Origin of the sequence: Salinilacihabitans rarus (assembly GCF_024296665.1) — an archaeon.
Taxonomy (GTDB): domain Archaea; phylum Halobacteriota; class Halobacteria; order Halobacteriales; family Natrialbaceae; genus Salinilacihabitans; species Salinilacihabitans rarus.
Genome location: NZ_CP100762.1, coordinates 2,311,239 through 2,328,220, shown reverse-complemented (window position 1 = coordinate 2,328,220; position 16,982 = coordinate 2,311,239). Strand labels below are relative to the sequence as shown.

Sequence of the window (16,982 nt, the reverse complement as noted above, 5' to 3'; positions counted from 1 at the left end):
GTCCGGCCGCGGCGGCCGCGAGCGTCAGTCGGTCACCCGCGCGACGGCTCGGCGGGTCCGGCCGACGATCCGGTGGGTCAGGTCGACGACCCGGTCGGCCGGGTCGGGCCACGCGGCGGCGAGGCCGCCGACGACGCCGAACGCCGCCGGGACGAGGACGCCCGCGTAGACCACCGCGTCGACGACGGCGGGCACGACCGTCGCGCCTCCGGGCATCCGCGTCGCGAGCAGCGCCAGACCCGGCGCGAACGCGACGTAGCCGGCGGCGACCAGCGCGGACGCCTCGACCGCGCTCGCCGCGTCGTCGGCGCCGGCGTACTCGGCGAGCAGGTAGCCCGCGGCGGCGGCGACGCCGACCGCCACGAGGCCTATCGCCGGAACGACCCCCGTCGTCGTGCCCGCCGCCTCGGCGACGGACACCGTCTCGCCCCCGCGTTCGAGGCCGACGCCGAGCGCGGCCAGGTACGACCACGCCGCGTGCGTCGGGACGGCCGGCGCCTCGCTCGCCCCGGCGGCGCCCGCGCGGGCGCTCGCCGTCGCCACGACCGTCAGGACGTAGCCGAACAGGAACGCCCCGGCGCCGAAGACGAACCCCTCTGCGAGCGGCAGGGCGCCGACGCGACGCGCCGCGGCCGTCCGATACCGCGCCGCGGCCTCCCGCCATCGCGCCGCCGACGCCCGGCCCCGCTCCCCCGTCGCTTCCGCGCGGGCCGACGTGCCGGCGGCGACGCCGTCGAGGCGGGCCCGCGCGGATTCGCGGACCCGCGCGGCCGTCGTTCGGTCCGGTAGCCCGCCGGAGACGGTACCGAGCGCGCCCGACGCCGCCTCCCGGAACCGCGCAGCCGTCGCCCGGCCCGGTACCTTCCCGGAGACGCCGTCGAGGCGGCGCCGCGTGGACTCCCGGACCCGCGTCGCGGTCGTTCGATCCGGGACTCGCTCCGAAACGTCGTCCAGCGTGCTCGACGCGGACTCGCGAACCCGCAGGACGACCGACCGATCCGTCTCCTCGGCCGGGGCCTCCTCGTCGTCGTCGTTCGAGTCGACCGTCACCCGCTCGTCGTCGTCGACTCTAATTGCATTTTCCATGCTCGTACATCAAACACTCATGTATTATAAATTCCGGGAGTTGTTAGATGGATAGTAAGGATCTCCTCGGCCGGCCCGCGTCGGCGGTCGCGTCAGTTGCCAAAGAGGCTGGTGTGGACCGGCGCGAACGTCTCCCGTTCGGGTTCCTCCGGTCCCGTATCGGTGATCGCCCGGCCCGCCAACCCGGCGTCGAGCAGCGCCGACAGCGGCGGTCCGACCTTCTCGGGTTCGACGAGGAACGCGTCGTGGCCGTGGTCGGAGTCGACGACGTGGTGGGCGACATCGGCGCCCGCCTCGCGGCCCGCCTCCGCGAGCGCTTCCGACTGCTCGACGGTGAAGTGCCAGTCGCCGGTAAAGGAGAGCGCGAGGAGTTCGCCCTCGAACGCCGCGAGCGCGTCGGCGTCGGACTCGTAGCCGGCCGAGAGGTCGAAGTCGTCCATCGCCCGCGTCAGGTAGAGGTAGCTGTTCGCGTCGAACCGGTCGACGAAGCGCTCGGCCTGATAGTCGAGGTACGACTCGACCTCGCGGTAGGGGAAGAATGCGGCGGCGGGGTCCGGCGGTTCGTCCCGGACGGCCTCGCGGCCGGCGGCCCGCCGGCCGAACTTCCGGCCCATCGACGCCTTCGAGAGGTACATGACGTGACCGATCTGGCGCGCGCGGGCCAGTCCCTCGTCGGGTTCGGGGCCGCCGCCGGACTCCGACGAGCCACCGCTCGCTTCGCTCTCGGAGACGCCGTAGTAGTGGCCGCCGTTCCAGTTCGGGTCGCTCGTGATCGCCCGCCGGGCGACGGCGTCGAGCGCGAGACACTGGGCGTCCAGCCGTGGGGCGGCCGCGATGGCGGCCGCACGTTCGAGGTCGTCGGGGTACCGGCGCAGCCAGTCCAAGACGTTCATCCCGCCGACGCTCCCGCCGACGACCGCGCGCAGGCGCCCGACGCCGAGTTCGTCCAGCAGGCGCCGCTGGGCGCGGGTCCAGTCGCCGACGGTCACGGGCGGGAAGTCGGTGCCGTAGGGTTCGCCCGTCTCGGGGTTCTCGCTTGCGGGCCCCGTCGTCCCGTAGCAGGAACCGGGGACGTTCGCACAGACCACGTAGTACTCGGTCGTGTCGATGGCCTTCCCGGGGCCGACGACGTCGCCCCACCACGCGCGGGCCTGGCCGGCCGTCCCGTCGCCCGCGTCCGGCCGGCGCGCGACGTGGGCGCTGCCCGTGAGGGCGTGACAGACGAGGACGGCGTTGCTCCCGTCGAACTCGCCGTAGGTCTCGTAGGCGACCTCGAGTCGCGGGATCGACTCCCCGCACTCGAACGTAAACTCCCCGAGGTCGACGACGTCGCGCGTCGTGCTCACGGTGTCCACCTCGCCGGCATCCCGCGGCACGGCCCTCGCCCCGACGCGGCCGCCGCTCCGTCGCGTGTCATGTATGTCGTGCATATTCTTGAATGGTCTAATAACTCTCAGTTACGGCAAGATTCGCTCGCTTCTCGGTCGGTGCGCGGGGCGCGGACGCCGTTCGCGGTCCCGAGGCGAACTTTCGTTCCGAAACTGTATGCACACACTACAGTAAGAATTTTCAATATGTAGCCTGTGATGACACCAATGCGATCGAAACCAGCGGCCATCGCGATCGGTTGCCGAGCGAAACTTCAGACCGTACGACCTCGACGTGGAAATCGTCGTCGACGACGAGAGCGACGTCGACGAACTCGAGGCGATTTGCAAGTACAACGCCCTCGCGGGGACGATCCGGCGTCGATGCTCGATTCGGGCCTCCACACCGGCTCTACGGGCTGTTTGGAGACGATTGCGAGCGACGACGCGAATCGCTGGGAACTCGGCATCATCGAAGACGAGTACCACGATGACGACGAAGCACTGCACCTCTACTGGGATCGAACCTCAAAGCGCAGTCTCCGGGAACGCCGGTCGACGATGCGCTCGGCAGTGACATCGACGGGGCGCTCGGATCGCGTTCAACAACGGCGCACCGGGGACTGAACGAGCGACGTGGATCGAAAATGAGTGGGGGCGATGATCGCCGCCGACAGGTTCAGTTCGTCGGACGTTCACGGATTACAATCGGTGACGATGCACGAGGCCGGTCACGTCCTCGGCGTCGGGTGGGCCGACGACACGGCGATCGAGGTCGCGGGAATCGGCGTGGTCCCGAAGGGCATGGAGGTCTACAGCGGCGACATCAACGGCAATAACTTCGAACCGGACGAGACGCCCGAGTACGCGAACGGCCCCAATCCGAGATGGAGCATCATGAGAGCCGGAACGGCGAACGACCTCGGTACCGGCCCGACGCCGAGGTTAGCGTTTAGTCTCGAAGAGCTGAGTACGATCGATTTCGAAGACGTACCATCACGCGACCGGTGACGACCGTGATCCGATCGCTGCGACGGCGGGAACTGATGGGCGCGTTCGGGAGTGCGGTAGCATCGCTGCTCGCCGGGTGCGGCCAACCCGATCGAGGCCCGTGGAGAGAACTCTCGTTCGGAGAGATCCGAGTCGAAGAAACGGAGGACGCCTGGACGGTCACGTTCGAACTCCAAAAACAACACCAGGGCCCCGACGATTTGGCAACGTTCCACGACGTCCGCGTCCACGGATACGATCGTAACAGGTCGGAGATCTGCAACCTGGAAATCGGAACGATTTCCGAAACGTACCCCGGCGGGAACGGGCTTCCGGTCGAGGTGGAGTGTTCCGCCTTTCCGACCACGCTGACGTACAGCGCGACCGAATCGCCGTGCGACAACGAGATCGAGACCGAACTCGCGGTGGCGGTGTACGACGACGAGGACGGCTGGCTGGTGACAGCGTACCGCGAGTGTAACGAGGGGCTTCCCCCGAAACCGTAAGCAGACGGTCTCGAAGAGCAACGTGACCTCACGGCTGCGTCGTCCTCGACGACGCGTTCGCCGTGGCTGAGCCGGTACGACGGCTCCGGGACGGGATTCGGGGTCCCGTCGCGCGGGACGGCGCTCTCGCTCGTCGTCTTCGCGGTCGTTCCGGGAACGGCGTACGCCGCCTCCGTCGCGTGACGTCCCGACCGGGCGGCGGGAACCGGCAGTCCCCGTCGACGAGCGACGCGGGGTCCGGACTCCGGCTACGTCGCCCGTTCGATCGCCCGCTCGAGGTCCGCGAGCAGGTCCGCGGGGTCCTCGATGCCGACCGAGAGCCGGACCAGATCCGGCGTGACGCCCGCCTCCGCTTGCTCCTCGGGCGTTAGCTGGCCGTGGGTCGTGCTCGCGGGGTGGATGACGAGCGTCTTCGCGTCGCCGACGTTCGCGAGGAACGACGCGAGGTCGACGCTCTCGCAGAAGGTCTTCCCGGCCTCGTAGCCGCCTTCGAGGCCGAACGCGATCATCCCGCCGTACCCTACGACGGACGGAACGTCCGTCGAGGATCGCCTCGCTCCGCTCGGCTCACCGGCGAGATACCGCGAGGCCGCCTCGTGGGTCGGATGGGACTCCAGACCCGGGTACGAGACCCACGCCACGTTGGGGTGGTCGTCGAGGTAGTCGGCGACGATCGCGGCGTTCTCGCAGTGTTTCGCCATCCGCAGCGGCAGCGACTCGAGCCCCTGCAGGGTGTTCCAGGCGTCGAACGGCGACTGCTGGTTGCCGAGGCTGCGGACCGACCGGAAGCGGGCGGCGGCGGCCAGCGGCGCCTCGGGGAAGTCCCGCGAGAAGTCGACGTCGTGGTAGGCGTCGTTCTGTCCGGCGATCTCCTCGTAGCCCGCCTCGTCCCACGGGAAGTCGCCGCCGTCGACGAGGACGCCGCCGACGGTCGCCCCGGAGCCGTGGAGCCACTTCGTCGTCGACTCCCAGACGACGTCCGCGCCGTGCTCCAGCGGCCGGCAGAGCGCCGGCGTCGCGAACGTGTTGTCGACCACGAGCGGGACGTCGTTCTCGTGGGCGATCCCGGCCAGTCGCTCGAAGTCCGGGGTGACGAGCGACGGGTTGCCGATCGTCTCGACGTGGACGAACGCGGTGTCCTCGTCGATGGCCGCCGCGTAGGCGTCGTACTCCAGCGTCGGGACGAACCGCGTCTCGATCTCCCGCCGCGAGGCCGTCTTCGCGAAGTAGGCCGTCGTCCCGCCGTAGGTGTCCGTCGAACAGACGACGTTCTCGCCCGCCTTCGCGAGCACGAGCGTCAGCGAGTCGAGCGCGGCCATCCCGCTGGCGGTCGCGACCGCGCCGGTCCCGCCTTCGAGTGCCGCCAGTCGCTCCTCTAGGGCCTCGACCGTCGGGTTGCTGATCCGCGAGTAGATGTGGCCGTCCCGCTCCAGCGCGTAGCGCTCGGCCGCGACGTCGGCGCTCTCGAAGACGTAGGAGGTGGTCTGGTGGATCGGCGGCGCGGCCGCGCCCGTCGCCGGGTCCGGGTCGGCGCCCGCGTGGACGCTCCGGGTGGCGAAGCCGGGCGGCGGGGTCGGGTCGTCGCTCATGTTCTGTACGCATACTTCGCCACGGACTTATGCGCGTCAGTAACGGCAAATACCGTCGTTGCCCCTCGTTCGGGCGCCGGCGAAGGAAAAATCGGTACGCTGATAGGATCCGACGACGAGCCTCGGCCGTGACCCGGCGCGACGACGACCCGGACGGCCTCCCGTCGGTGACGGGAGCGCGCGCGGTCCTCGCGAGCGGCGTCTTCCTCGGCGTCCTCATGTTCGCGTACCGCTCGGTCGAACGCCCGCACATGCTCGCCGCGAACTTCGCGGTGTACCGCGTCGCGGCCGAGGCCGCCCTCGCGGGGGCGGACTTCTACGCCGTCGCGCCCGCGGAGTTCCCGCACTTCTTCTATCTCTACCCGCCGATCACGGTCGTCCAGTTTCTCCCTTTCGCGTTCGTCGGCCTCTGGACCGGGTTCGCGGTCCACCTCGCCCTCGAAGTCGGCGCCGGCCTCGCGCTCGCCGCGGTGATCGTCCGCCGGATCGAGCGCCGCCGGCCGCTCGCGACGGTCGACCGCGCCCTGATCGCGGGCTTCGTCGTCGGTTCGATCCACACCGTCCCCTCGCTGTTCTACGGTCAGGTCAACCTCCGGATGGCGCTGCTGGTCGCGCTCGGGCTGGCGCTGCTCGCCCCCGTCGACGCCCGCCGCGAGGGGCGACTCGACCGCGAGACCCTCGCCGGCGTCGCGCTCGCGGGCGCCGCGCTGTTGAAGGTCTTCCCGGCGGCGATCGGCGTCTGGCTGCTCCGCCTGCGTGCGGGCCGGGCCGTCGCGGGCGCGCTCGCGACTGGCCTCGGGGGACTCGGCCTCGGCGCGCTCGTCTTCGGCCGCGAGGCGACCCGGACGTACGTCTTCGACGCGCTGTTGCCCCGTACCGACTCCGAGGCGTTCGTCGGCGGCCTCGACCCCGGGGCCACGTACGTCACGGTCCGCCGGCCGCTCTCGGTGCTCCTCCCATCGATCGATCCGGGACCGCTCTCCGTCCTCGCCGCCGTCGTCCTCCTCCCCGCGCTCGCGTACGTCTACACCGACGTCGAGACCCCCGTCGACCGGCTCGTCGGCGCCCACGCGACGCTGCTGGCGATCTTCGTCTACTTCCCCTCCTACCCGCTGTACTACGTGTTCCTCTTTGGCACTCTGGTGCCGACGCTGTACCTCGTCTCGGACCGGTCCGCCCGGCGGCTGCTCGTCGCCGGCGCGCTGCTGGCGAACGTCGTCGTCAACGGCGGATCGCTGGAGTCGCTCGCCGCGGCGCTGCCCGACGTCGGCGAGCCGCTGGTCGCGGTCGCGATGCCGGCGCTCGCGCTCTCGACGCCGGTGCTCGCGGGCTGTCTGTGCATGCTCACCGGTTGCGTCGTCCACCGCTACCGGCGGGTCCGCCGCCCCGACCGCGAACCGGCCACGCGGGAGGACCGCGGGCCGGAACGGTCGGCTTCATAGGCCCGTAGAACGAACCTCCCGGCGTGCACTCGACGGACCGGGATCGGCTCGTCCTCGCCGCGCTCGTCTTCGCGGCGCTGTTCTCGCAACTGCTGCTCTACCCCGGCGTGGCCGACCTCGTCGCCGCCCTCGGCGCCGACGCCGCGACCTCGGCGTTCGCGGCGACCCCGCTGTCGGCGAGCATGTGGTTTCTCGTCGCCGAGTTCGCCGGCTACGTCGCCTTCGTCGGCGTCTGGGGGATCGCCAGCGACGCGGCCGGTCGGCGGACGCCGTTCGTCGTCGCCGGCGCGCTCGCGGGGGCGGCGGGCTACCTCGCGCTCGCGCTCGCGCCGTCGGTCCCGTCGATCCCGTTCGAGGGCGTCCTCGCGCTGCGGTTCCTCCAGGGGGCGATGACCGTCGGCGCGTTCTCGCTGACGATCACGATGCTGATGGACTTAGAGGGCGGCCACGGCCGGAACATGGGCGCGGCCGGCATCGCCATCGGGCTGGGTGCCGCCCTCGGCGCACCCGTCGGCGGGCGGTTGACGACGTTCGACCCGCTCGCGCCGCTGGTCGCCGCCGCCTGTCTGCTGGCGCTCGTCGGCGCGCTCGTCTCGCGGGTCCCCGACCGTGCCCCCGAGGGCCGGCGGCGCGCGCGGGAGGTCCTCGCGAGTGTCCGGCGGCGGCCGGCGCTGTCGATCCCCTTCGCGTTCGGCTTCGTCGACCGGATGACCGCCGGCTTCTTCGCCCTCGTCGGGACGCTGTACTTTCAGGCGACGTTCGACGTCGACGCGGCGACGACGGGGTTGCTGCTGGCGTGTTTTTTCGCCCCGTTCGCGCTGTTGCAGTTCCCGATGGGCGTCCTCTCGGACCGGATCGGCCGGACGGTGCCGATCGTCGCCGGTTCGGTCTGCTACGGCGCCGGCATCCTCGCCGTCGGCGCGGCGCCGACGGTCGCGCTCGCGGCGCTCGCGATGGCCGCCGTCGGCGTCCTCGGGGCGCTTGTCGCCCCCGCGACGATGGCGCTTGTCACCGACCTCGCCGCCGAAAGCGAGCGCGGCGTCGCCATGGCCGGCTTCAACCTCGCCGGGAGCCTCGGCTTCCTCGGTGGCTTCCTCGTCGGCGGGGTCGTCGCCGGCGCCCGGGGGTACGACCTCGCGTTCCTCGTCGTCGGCGGCCTCGAAGTCGCCGTCGCGGTGGTGGCCGTCCCCGCGTTCCTGCGGCTGTCGATCGACCGCCGGAGCCGCTTCTCGCTCGACGAGGGCGACGCCTGACGCGTGCACGCGAGCGTCGCCCGTCGGCTTTTCCGCGCCCGCGGCCAACCACGGCCGATGACCGACCCGCACACCCGACGACGGCTGCTCCGGCGGACGGCCCCCGCGGCGGCGCTCGCGCTGGTGGCCGGCTGTGGCGGCCCCGGCGGGGACGACGAGACGGAGTCAGAGGAGGGCACCGGCGACGGCCAGGACCGCGAGGAGGGCGAGGAGTTCGCCGAGGGAAACGAATCCGCCGTGGACGAGGGGAACGGGACGGGCGACGACGCGTCCGGGGGGTGACGTCGGGTCCACGACGGTCCGGAAACGACGACGTTCCCGGACGACTGACTGTCAGCTATTCACGCGAATTCGCGGGTCTCGGGACTTATATCCGCGCAAATGACGGCCAGTGGCTTATGCTCCCGTCTAGCCAAGGCTTCCACCGACGGTTATGCCACGAGACGACACGTTTTCTCGACGGAGAGTACTCAGGTACACAGGTATCGCAACGGTAACCGCCGCTCTCGCCGGCTGTACGGACGGCGGCGACGGCGACGGAGACGGGGGCGGCCCCGGTGACGGCGAGGACAACGAGACCGACGAGAACGAGACGGGAGATAACGAGACCGAGGACAACGAGACGGAAGACAACGAGACGGGAGATAACGAGACCGAGGACAACGAGACGGAAGACAACGAGACCGACGGTAACGAAACCGAGGAGGGTGACGGCGCCGCCGGCGACGTCATCGAACCCGGCGAGATCATGCTCGAAGCGCTCACCGAGAACTGGGTCGGGATGGAACCCGAACAGATCGCCGACGAGGAGAACCCGACGCTGACGCTCACCGAGGGCGAGACGTACGAGATAACCTGGGAGAACGGCGACGGCGCCGGCCACAACATCGCCATCTGGGACGACAACGGCGAGGTCGTCGAGGACTACGAGACCGAGATCGTAGACCAGGAGGGCGAGACCCAGACCCTCGAGTTCGACGTCACCTCGGAGATGGCCCAGTACGTCTGCATCCCCCACCAGACGACGATGGTGGGCGACATCGAGGTCCAGTAACCGGTCGCGACGGAGCGTCTTTTCCGCGTCCGAACCGCCGCGCCAGCCGTCCGGCCGCCGATGATCGCGACCCGCTGGAACGTGTCATGATATTTATTAACATAGGATAATTTGTGATAGATGTGTGTTAACACTCCTCCGGGGATTTCGGCGTTTCGGCCCCTATAGGTGTCGAATAGCAACATAGAAGTGGCGCAAGCTCCTCCCGAATAGATATGAACGTAAACAGAGATATCCTGCTCTTCGTCGCGCTCGCGTTCGCCTGGGGGACGTCGTTCGCGGCGATCGAGGTCGGCCTGGCGTCGCTGCCGCCGATCCTCTTCGCCGCTCTCCGGTTCGACGTCGCGGCCCTGCTGTTCGCGGGCGCGGTCGTCGCCCTCGGGTCGCCGTGGCGCCCGCGGACGCGCGAGGACTGGGCGCTGATCGCCGTCGGGGCCGTCCTCGTCGTCGGCGCACACTTCGCGCTGCTGTTTCTCGGCCAGTCGTACGTTTCGAGCAGCGTCTCCGCGATCGTCCTCAGCCTGACGCCGATCGTGACGCCGCTGCTCGCGCTCGCGTTGCTCCCCCGCCAGCGGATCCGCGCGCCGGCGGCCGTCGGCCTCCTCGCGGGGCTGCTCGGCGTCGTCGTCATCGCCGTTCAGGGCGGTTCGCTCGACGGCCGGGCGATCGGCGTCGCGCTGCTGTTCGCCTCCGCGGCCTCGTTCGCGCTCGGGACGGTCCTGACCGAGCGGTTCCGGGGGACGCTCCCGATCGTCTCGCTGCAGGCGTGGTCGATGGCCGGCGGTGCGGCCGTCCTGCACGCCCTGAGCGTCGCCCACCCCGGCGAGTCGCTCGCGGCGGTCGACCCCGCGCCGGCCGCCTTCGCCGCGCTCGCGTACCTCGCGGTCGTCGCCACCGGCGGCGGCTTCTTCGCGTACTTCGTGTTGCTGGAGCACATCGGCGCGACCGAACTCAGCCTCGTCAACTACGCCGTGCCCGTCGTCGCGACGCTGGTCGGCTGGGCGGCGCTCGGCGAGTCGATCACGCTCGCGACGGTCGCCGGTTTCGCGCTGATCCTGCTGGGCTTCGCGCTGTGCAAGATCGAGGCGCTCTGGCGCCTCGCCGCGTCCGTGACGGACGCCGGTCCGAGCCGCCAGCCGGCCGCGAACGACGAGGTCGCCGTCGACGGCAACGTCTACGTCCCGGACGAGGCGGCCGAGCGCCGCGGGACGAACGCGAACACGGGGACGAGTCCGGGTTCGGCCGACTGAGTCGCCGCCCGGAGCGACGCGGACACGGGAGCTACCTTCTCGCCGGCTGACGTGTCGACGGATGGACGCAGACGTGGATCCCCGCGTCCGGAGTGCGACGGCGCGGTCGGCGCCCTCGACGCCGGCGTTCGCCTCGCGCTCGCCGCCGTCGACGGGTCGGTCGTCGGCGTCGGGACGCTGTTCGTGTACGGCGCCTTCTCGCAACACGCCGCGAGCCTGCTCGTCGGGTCGCTTGCCCTCCTGGGGTCGCGGCGCTCGTGGCCCGTCGCCGGACCGCCCTCGACTACTGGGCCGGCAGGCGGGCGCCGACGCAGGGCCGGCCGCCGAACGTGTCGCTATCACAAGTACCATACGGTCTCGCCACCCAGTAGGCGCCACTCAGGTGGTTACGTGACCGAGAAACGCGAATACAGGGACGACTACCCCGACAAGACGCTGTACATCCCGGGCCCGACCGAAGTGCGCGAGGACGTCATCGAGGAGATGAGCCAACCGATGTTCGGCCACCGGATGGACCGGATGACGGACCTCTACACGACGATCGTCGAGGACACGAAGGAGTTCCTCGGCACCGACAACGAGGTCGTCATCCTCACGGCGTCGGGCACCGAGTTCTGGGAGGCCTCGACGCTCAACCTCGTCGACGAGAACATCCTCGTCCCGACCTGCGGGAGCTTCAGCGAGCGCCACGCCAACGTGGCCGAGCGACTGGGCAAGGACGTCGATCGGCTGGAGTACGAGTGGGGGCAGGCGATCAAGCCCGAGGACGTCCGCGAGGCCCTCGAATCGAGCGACAAACACTACGACGTCGTCGCGACCGTGATGAACGAGAGTTCGACCGGCGTCCGCAATCCCGTCGAGGAGATCGGCGACGTCGTCGCGGAGTACCCGGACACGTACTTCGTCGTCGACGCCGTCTCGGCGCTGGGCGGCGACTACGTCGACATCGACGAACACGGCATCGACGTCATCTTCGCGTCCACGCAGAAGGCCTTCGCCATGCCGCCGGGGCTCGCGGTGTGTGTCGTCAGCGACGACGCCTACGAGCGCGAACTCGAGAGAGAGTCGGCGTCGTGGTACGGCGGCTTCCAGCGGACGATCGACTACTACGAGCGGAAGGGACAGACCCACTCCACGCCGGCGATCCCGATCATGCTCGCCTACCGCAAGCAGATGAAGTACATGCTCGAAGAGGGCCACGAGGCCCGGGACGCGCGCCACCGGGAGATGGCCGAGTACACCCGCGAGTGGGCCCGCGAACACTTCGACACGTTCCCGGAGGCGGGCTACGAGTCCCAGACGGTCAGTTGCATCGAGAACACCCAGGGGATCGACGTCGCCGCGACCATCGACGCCGTGAGCGAGGAGTACGACATGGTCTTCTCGAACGGCTACGGCTCCGCGCTCGGCGAGAAGACGTTCCGCATCGGCCACATGGGCGAACACGACGTCGAGTCGATCGAGGCGCTGACCGACGCCATCGAGGACGTCGCCGGGTTGTGATCGGACGGTCGCGTGCCGATCGAAACCCGTCGTGAACCGGCCGCCCGACTCGGTCGCATCGCGTCGTGGTACCCGGAGTTGCCCGGATCACGGAGTCGACGACGGCTCGTCGGGTGAACCGTCGGTGGCGAGCAACCCTCGAACAGTGCAGGGCGACGCTATTCGGGGAACTCCCCGATGATCCCTTCGGGGAGGGCTTTGAGCGTTTGACCAGTGACGTACCCGTCGCTTTCGACTTTCAGTATGGCCTTCGCGTAACTTTCGTCGTCGGGAAATTCGGAGATCACGACGTTGTCGTACGCTCCCATCGTGTAGTATACGTCTTTGATCTCTCCCCCCTGTGACTCGACTACTTCGGCCCCGGCTTCGTCTCGATCGAGGCTGTCTTCGACGTTCTCGATCCCCTTTTGCGTCCAGTTCAACAGCGTGATGTACGTTGGCATCGCGTCGGCTCGTCCACCGTCGGGTGGCATAAACCCCTTCTGCTGTGTGTAGCCGGTCGTCTCCCCCGGGTGGCGATGGTCGTACAGCATCCGTCACCAGTCCACACTGTCGTCCGGCCGTGAGGGTGGAGACGAGTCTCATTCCCGTTTTATGTGGGGTGCCGGTGTGCGAGAACGTGAGCCGTTGCAGCAGTGCCGTGCAACGCTCGAGGGAGGTAGTAGCCATGACCACGGAGTCACAACGTACAACGGCGGACTCGGAATCCGAATCGATGCGAGCAACGCGCCGAACCGTGCTCTTCGGGACGGGTGTCGCTGGGTTACTCACGCTGGGCGTCAGCAGCGCCAGCGCAGGAACAACGGAGGACGAGGCACGACTCCGGGCCGAAGAGGCAGAAGAAGAGGCGCGGCTACGGGCCGAAGAGACGGAGGAAGAGGCGCGGCTACGGGCCGAAGAGGCAGAAGAAGAGGCACGACTCCGGGCCGATCATATACCAGTGGCCTGACCGGGTAGAAATCCACGCCGCCCTACAGCGGTTGACGCTCCCCTCGTGCCCGCCGTTCAGCACGACGCGACCGATGATGTCGGGAGCCGATAAGAGTGCCAACGTTCGGTTCGCGGATTTACCGGGGGTGGCTCACCGGTTTCGGGGTGCAACGACGTCGTCGTGCCGGACTCGACCGCTGAATTCGGTACGATACCCGTCCGCGGCGATCAGCCGGTGTAGGAGCTCTCGCCGACGATTTCGACGTACTCGCCGCGGCCCACGGCGTCCGACTCGTCGAACTCGGTGACGCGGACTTTGACGCGCTTTTCGGCGTGTTCGGGCTCTGCGCCCTCGACGTACAGCACGGTGTCGCCGACGCGGGCGATGCCGACGCCATCGGCGCTGAACTCCGAGACGAAGACGTTCACGTCGGAGCCGGGGGTGAGCGACGGTTTCGTCGTCCGGAAGTGCCAGCCGCTGAGGAACTTCTCGAGGACGCTCATACCCGGGCCACCTCCTCGGTCTCGCGGTCGATGACGTACTCGCGGCCGAAGCCGGTGATCGCCGCGAGGACGAACACCGCCACCAGCAGCCAGCCGTGGAAGACGTACGGGACGACGTCGATCGGGTTGACGACCATCGACGCTTCGAACCACTCGTACGTCCCCGGCAGTTCCTGCATCGCCGAGTAGCCCACCAGCACGCCGCCCGACCACGGGAAGATGTAGCCGAGCGCGGCCGTCTGGGCGTCCAGGATGTTCGCGCGCCGGTAGCCGTTGATGTTGAACCGCTCGCCGACCTTCGAGATGTAGGGGCCGATCGCTACCTCGGCGGCGGTGTTGATCGTGATCGCCGCGTTGATCAGCGCGGCCGAGCCGACCATCGTGAGTTCGGCGTTGCGGACGTTCGTCGCGAGGTTGTCGAGCGACCAGTCGAGGATCGCCTGGAACGCGCCGCCGCGGATCATGATCTGTGCGGCCGCGATGATGAACAGCACGAGGATCGACAGCGTGAAGAAGCCGGCGGCGCCCTCGACGAGGCTGCCGCCGACGGTCGGATCCTCGGGGACGATCTCGACGATCGGCAGTCCCGCGAGCAGGTCCGCCGCGGGGGCGTCGGCGGGGGCCTCGAAGCGGACCATGGCGCTCGCGGGCGCGAGTCCGAGGACGAGGTTCGCCACCACGGCGACGACGATCCCCCACGAGATCGCCTCGACGATGTGCCGGCCGGCGACGGCCGTCACGATGACGACGCCCATCGAGAGCAGGTGGACCAGCCCGGCCGGCCGGCTCTCCTGGACGAAGATCTGTCGGGCCTCGCCGCCGTTGGCGATCGCGGCGCCCGGCAGGACGGAACTGGCGACGACGTAGCCGGCGAACGCGATCGCCGCGGCGACGATCGCGTACTTGAACCGGGAGGCGACGACGCCGCCGATGTCGGAGTCCTGCGTGACGGCGCTGACGATCGTCGTGTCGCTGACGGGCGCGAGGTTGTCGCCGAAGATCGCGCCCGAGAGGATCGCGCCGAACAGCAACACGGGGTTCGCCCCCAGCAACACGCCCGCCGGGAAAAACAGGGCGACGAACGCGATCGTCGTCCCGTAGCCCGTGCCGATGCCGGTCGCGAGCAGCGCCGCCAGCACGAACGTCAGCGCCGGGAACAGCCCCGAGCCGACGCCCGTGACGTCGGCCAGCCAGACGAGCCCCTCGACGAAGCCGCCGGCCTGCAGCGTCTCGGCGAACATCCCTGCCCAGACCCACGCGACGATCGCCGTCACGGCCACGGGCTGGGTCATCCCCTCGAAGATGGTGTTCGCGTACCCCTTCCAGGAGCCGCGGACGAAGAACATCCCGAGGATGAGCCCGAGGAGGATCCCGAGGACGAGCCCTTCTTCGCTGGAGATGCGCAACAGCGCCGTCTGCACGATCGCCCAGACGACGAAGAACGCGATCGGGAGTGCGCTCATCCCGCGGCCGCCGTAGAACGTGATGTCGGCGCCGCCGTCGGTCGCCTCGATCAGTCCTTGCTCGGCTAGGTCGTCTTCGCTCGGCGGATCGTCCCTGCCTGACATTCCATCACCGCGTGTACGTCGTTACCTATCCGCAATATAGTTCACGGAGGTCCGTCGGCGCCCGGTCCCGTCGCTTCCGGATCGGTCGACAGCGGGAGAACTCGGTCGTCGGCGAATCGCTCGGCGTTCGGCGAACCGGCGATCGGCGGTTCCCCGGCTCGACCGCTCCTGGGCGGTCCGCTCCGGGGGTCGTCCGGACCCTCGCTTACGGGCGGTCGACGGCGCTCACTGGATGTGACCTTCCCGGCGGAGCTGGTCGGCCTCGCTCTTCTCGTAGCGCCACGTGATGTCGGCCTTCTCGTCCTGCCAGTCCCACGGCTCGACGAGGACGACGTCGTCCTCGCGGATCCAGATGCGCTTTTGCATCTTGCCGGGGATCCGGGCCGTCCGCTCCTCGCCGTCGGCACACCGTACCTTGACGCGGTTCGCCCCGAGCATGTCCGTGACGGTCGCGAAGACCTCGTCGCCCTCGGGCATTCGAAGGTCCTTCCGACCACCCTGGTCGTCGCTCATGCGCCGCGGTTCGGCTTCGATCCGTTTAACACTTTATCGTCCGCGCGGCCGGCGAACGCGGCGCCGGCGACGAAACCACGGCGTTTATTCTCCCCCGCCGACCAGTCGCCTCCATGTACCGAACGCTCGGCCCGCTCGGCCTCGTCGGCGTCGTGGCCGTCCTCGTCGGCATCGTCCTCGTCGCAATCGAGAACCTCCTGATCGCCGGCGGCCTCGCGTTGATCCTCGCCGGCCTCGGACTGGTCGTCAGGGCGGCGATCACGGGGATGCTCCGCTCGTGGGGCATGGTCTGATCGGTCCCTGAAGCGGCCTGCGAACGGTTTTACGCCTCGAACCCCTGTGAGTAGTATGGCCTATTCGCTTCACTACTACGACCTCGTGCTGGCGTGTATCGGGGCCAGCCTCGCCGCCGGCGTCCTGATCGGCTACGCGACCCCAGTGGCGTTCGAGGTGTCCGTCCCCCTCTTCGGACTGGTCGCGACCGGCTTCGTCGGCCACGCGCTGTTCGTCAACGGGCCGGTCGATCAGGCCGAGGACCTGACCGAGGAGGTCGAACTCGAGGAGGTTCCGACGGTGCTCTCGCCGGTCGAGTGACCGCCGTCGCCGTCTCCCGCTCCCGTCACGGCCGCTCCCCGATCGCCGAGCGGACCGCCTCGGCGAACGCCCGCGGTCGTTCGAGCGGGACGGCGTGGCCCGCGCCGTCGATCGTCTCGGCGCGGACGTGTGCGTGTTCGTTCGCCAGCCACGCCGCCGGCTCGACGTTGAGTTCGTCCTCGCTCCCGTTGACGAGCACCACCGGCCGTTCGAGGTCGGCGACGGCCTCGTGGCTCGGGTAGCCGATCAGCGCGCGACCCCCGGCCCCCCAGGCGCCCAGCGAGACGCCGCCCGCGAGGATCTCGTCGACGGTCTCGTCGGAGAGGTCGAGCGCCCGTAGCCGTCGCTCTGTGCGGCGGCGAAAGTAGCCGTCGACCGGCTCGATCGAGCCGCCGAGCCGGAGCAGCGGGCTCGCGAGCCGGGTCTTGATCGCCAGCGCGCCGCGGTACTCGGCGCTCGCGCCCGAGAGCACCAGCGACGACACCCGCTCGGGGGCGCGCCGCGCGAGTTCGAGTGCGACGTACCCGCCGAGCGAGTGGCCGACGACGACCGCGTCCCCGTCGGCGCGACTCGTCAGGTCCTCGAGGACGACGTCGGCCGCCTCCGCCAGTTCGAACGTCCGGTCGGCCCGCGCGCCGTGTCCGGGCAGGTCCGGCGCGATCGTTCTGACCGGTGCCGGCAGGTACTCCCGGAGCGGCGTCCACATCGTTCGGCTCAGGCCGGCGCCGTGACACAGCAACACCGTCGTTCCGCCGCCCGGCCCCCACACGTCGACCGCCGCGGATCGCGAGGTCGATTTCGATCCCATCGGTTCGCCAGTGGAACTGAAGGGC

The 16,982-nt window shown here is 69.5% G+C and carries 20 protein-coding genes; 12 read left to right on the top strand and 8 right to left on the bottom strand.

Features of this window, described 5'->3' with window-relative positions; translation table 11 throughout:
* Positions 1 to 24 precede the first annotated feature (24 nt).
* Positions 25 to 1,086, bottom strand: coding sequence for a DUF7978 family protein (locus NKG98_RS12160; protein ID WP_254766187.1), 1,062 nt, complete (start codon positions 1,084 to 1,086; stop codon positions 25 to 27).
* A gap of 92 nt (positions 1,087 to 1,178) precedes the next feature.
* Positions 1,179 to 2,432, bottom strand: a complete 1,254-nt coding sequence (metX, locus tag NKG98_RS12155) for a homoserine O-acetyltransferase MetX (RefSeq protein WP_425504342.1) — start codon at positions 2,430 to 2,432, stop codon at positions 1,179 to 1,181.
* 405 nt (positions 2,433 to 2,837) lie between these two features.
* Here metX and NKG98_RS12150 point away from each other — a divergent pair, with 405 nt between their 5' ends.
* Genes NKG98_RS12150 through NKG98_RS12140 form a run of 3 tightly spaced genes read left to right on the top strand, consistent with a single transcriptional unit; the run spans position 2,838 to position 3,949 of the window.
* Positions 2,838 to 3,080 (top strand): hypothetical protein, encoded by a 243-nt coding sequence (locus NKG98_RS12150; protein WP_254766185.1) that lies wholly within the window; start codon positions 2,838 to 2,840, stop codon positions 3,078 to 3,080.
* Positions 3,081 to 3,113: 33 nt separating this feature from the next.
* Positions 3,114 to 3,464 (top strand): hypothetical protein, encoded by a 351-nt coding sequence (locus NKG98_RS12145; protein WP_254766184.1) that lies wholly within the window; start codon positions 3,114 to 3,116, stop codon positions 3,462 to 3,464.
* Between the two features lie 35 nt (positions 3,465 to 3,499).
* Complete coding sequence (locus NKG98_RS12140; protein ID WP_254766183.1) at positions 3,500 to 3,949, top strand: hypothetical protein; 450 nt, start codon at positions 3,500 to 3,502, stop codon at positions 3,947 to 3,949.
* 248 nt (positions 3,950 to 4,197) lie between these two features.
* Here the strand turns inward: NKG98_RS12140 and NKG98_RS12135 are convergent, their stop codons facing one another.
* Complete coding sequence (locus NKG98_RS12135) at positions 4,198 to 5,538, bottom strand: O-acetylhomoserine aminocarboxypropyltransferase/cysteine synthase family protein (RefSeq protein ID WP_254766182.1); 1,341 nt, start codon at positions 5,536 to 5,538, stop codon at positions 4,198 to 4,200.
* Positions 5,539 to 5,666: 128 nt separating this feature from the next.
* Between NKG98_RS12135 and NKG98_RS12130 the strand changes: the two genes are divergently transcribed.
* From NKG98_RS12130 to NKG98_RS12105, 6 genes are all read left to right on the top strand, one after another.
* Positions 5,667 to 6,980, top strand: coding sequence for a glycosyltransferase 87 family protein (locus tag NKG98_RS12130; protein WP_254766181.1), 1,314 nt, complete (start codon positions 5,667 to 5,669; stop codon positions 6,978 to 6,980).
* Between the two features lie 23 nt (positions 6,981 to 7,003).
* Positions 7,004 to 8,233, top strand: a complete 1,230-nt coding sequence (locus NKG98_RS12125; protein ID WP_254766180.1) for an MFS transporter — start codon at positions 7,004 to 7,006, stop codon at positions 8,231 to 8,233.
* Positions 8,234 to 8,290: 57 nt separating this feature from the next.
* A complete protein-coding gene (locus NKG98_RS12120; RefSeq protein WP_254766179.1) occupies positions 8,291 to 8,515 on the top strand; it encodes a hypothetical protein in 225 nt (74 codons plus the stop codon).
* A gap of 151 nt (positions 8,516 to 8,666) precedes the next feature.
* A complete protein-coding gene (locus NKG98_RS12115) occupies positions 8,667 to 9,287 on the top strand; it encodes a cupredoxin domain-containing protein (protein WP_254766178.1) in 621 nt (206 codons plus the stop codon).
* Positions 9,288 to 9,502: 215 nt separating this feature from the next.
* Entirely contained in the window at positions 9,503 to 10,537 is a 1,035-nt protein-coding gene (locus tag NKG98_RS12110) for a DMT family transporter (RefSeq protein ID WP_254766177.1), read from the top strand.
* A gap of 390 nt (positions 10,538 to 10,927) precedes the next feature.
* On the top strand, positions 10,928 to 12,040 hold the full coding sequence (locus NKG98_RS12105; RefSeq protein WP_254766176.1) for a pyridoxal-phosphate-dependent aminotransferase family protein: 1,113 nt from the start codon (positions 10,928 to 10,930) through the stop codon (positions 12,038 to 12,040).
* Positions 12,041 to 12,198: 158 nt separating this feature from the next.
* On the opposite strand, the gene NKG98_RS12100 is transcribed toward NKG98_RS12105, so the two are convergent.
* Positions 12,199 to 12,483, bottom strand: coding sequence for a GYD domain-containing protein (locus NKG98_RS12100; RefSeq protein ID WP_254766175.1), 285 nt, complete (start codon positions 12,481 to 12,483; stop codon positions 12,199 to 12,201).
* 224 nt (positions 12,484 to 12,707) lie between these two features.
* Between NKG98_RS12100 and NKG98_RS12095 the strand changes: the two genes are divergently transcribed.
* Positions 12,708 to 12,989 (top strand): hypothetical protein, encoded by a 282-nt coding sequence (locus NKG98_RS12095; protein ID WP_254766174.1) that lies wholly within the window; start codon positions 12,708 to 12,710, stop codon positions 12,987 to 12,989.
* Between the two features lie 209 nt (positions 12,990 to 13,198).
* Here the strand turns inward: NKG98_RS12095 and NKG98_RS12090 are convergent, their stop codons facing one another.
* The 3 genes from NKG98_RS12090 to eif1A all read right to left on the bottom strand — a co-directional run bounded on the left by NKG98_RS12090 (position 13,199) and on the right by eif1A (position 15,555).
* Entirely contained in the window at positions 13,199 to 13,474 is a 276-nt protein-coding gene (locus NKG98_RS12090; RefSeq protein ID WP_254766173.1) for a DUF7513 family protein, read from the bottom strand.
* Entirely contained in the window at positions 13,471 to 15,042 is a 1,572-nt protein-coding gene (locus NKG98_RS12085) for a Na+/H+ antiporter NhaC family protein (protein ID WP_254766172.1), read from the bottom strand. The genes NKG98_RS12090 and NKG98_RS12085 overlap by 4 nt, the downstream gene beginning before the upstream one ends.
* A 225-nt stretch (positions 15,043 to 15,267) precedes the next feature.
* Positions 15,268 to 15,555, bottom strand: coding sequence for a translation initiation factor eIF-1A (gene eif1A, locus NKG98_RS12080; RefSeq protein WP_254766171.1), 288 nt, complete (start codon positions 15,553 to 15,555; stop codon positions 15,268 to 15,270).
* A 113-nt stretch (positions 15,556 to 15,668) separates the two neighbouring features.
* On the opposite strand from eif1A, the gene NKG98_RS12075 reads away from it, so the two are divergent.
* Both NKG98_RS12075 and NKG98_RS12070 read left to right on the top strand, forming a co-directional pair.
* The gene (locus NKG98_RS12075) at positions 15,669 to 15,848 is read left to right on the top strand and encodes a DUF7470 family protein (RefSeq protein ID WP_254766170.1); all 180 of its coding nucleotides are present in this window, start codon (positions 15,669 to 15,671) and stop codon (positions 15,846 to 15,848) included.
* A gap of 55 nt (positions 15,849 to 15,903) precedes the next feature.
* Positions 15,904 to 16,149 carry a DUF8015 family protein gene (locus NKG98_RS12070; RefSeq protein WP_254766169.1) on the top strand — a complete coding sequence of 82 codons (246 nt, stop codon included), beginning with the start codon at positions 15,904 to 15,906 and terminating at the stop codon, positions 16,147 to 16,149.
* Between the two features lie 25 nt (positions 16,150 to 16,174).
* On the opposite strand, the gene NKG98_RS12065 is transcribed toward NKG98_RS12070, so the two are convergent.
* A complete protein-coding gene (locus NKG98_RS12065) occupies positions 16,175 to 16,957 on the bottom strand; it encodes an alpha/beta fold hydrolase (RefSeq protein WP_254766168.1) in 783 nt (260 codons plus the stop codon).
* Positions 16,958 to 16,982: the final 25 nt, after the last annotated feature.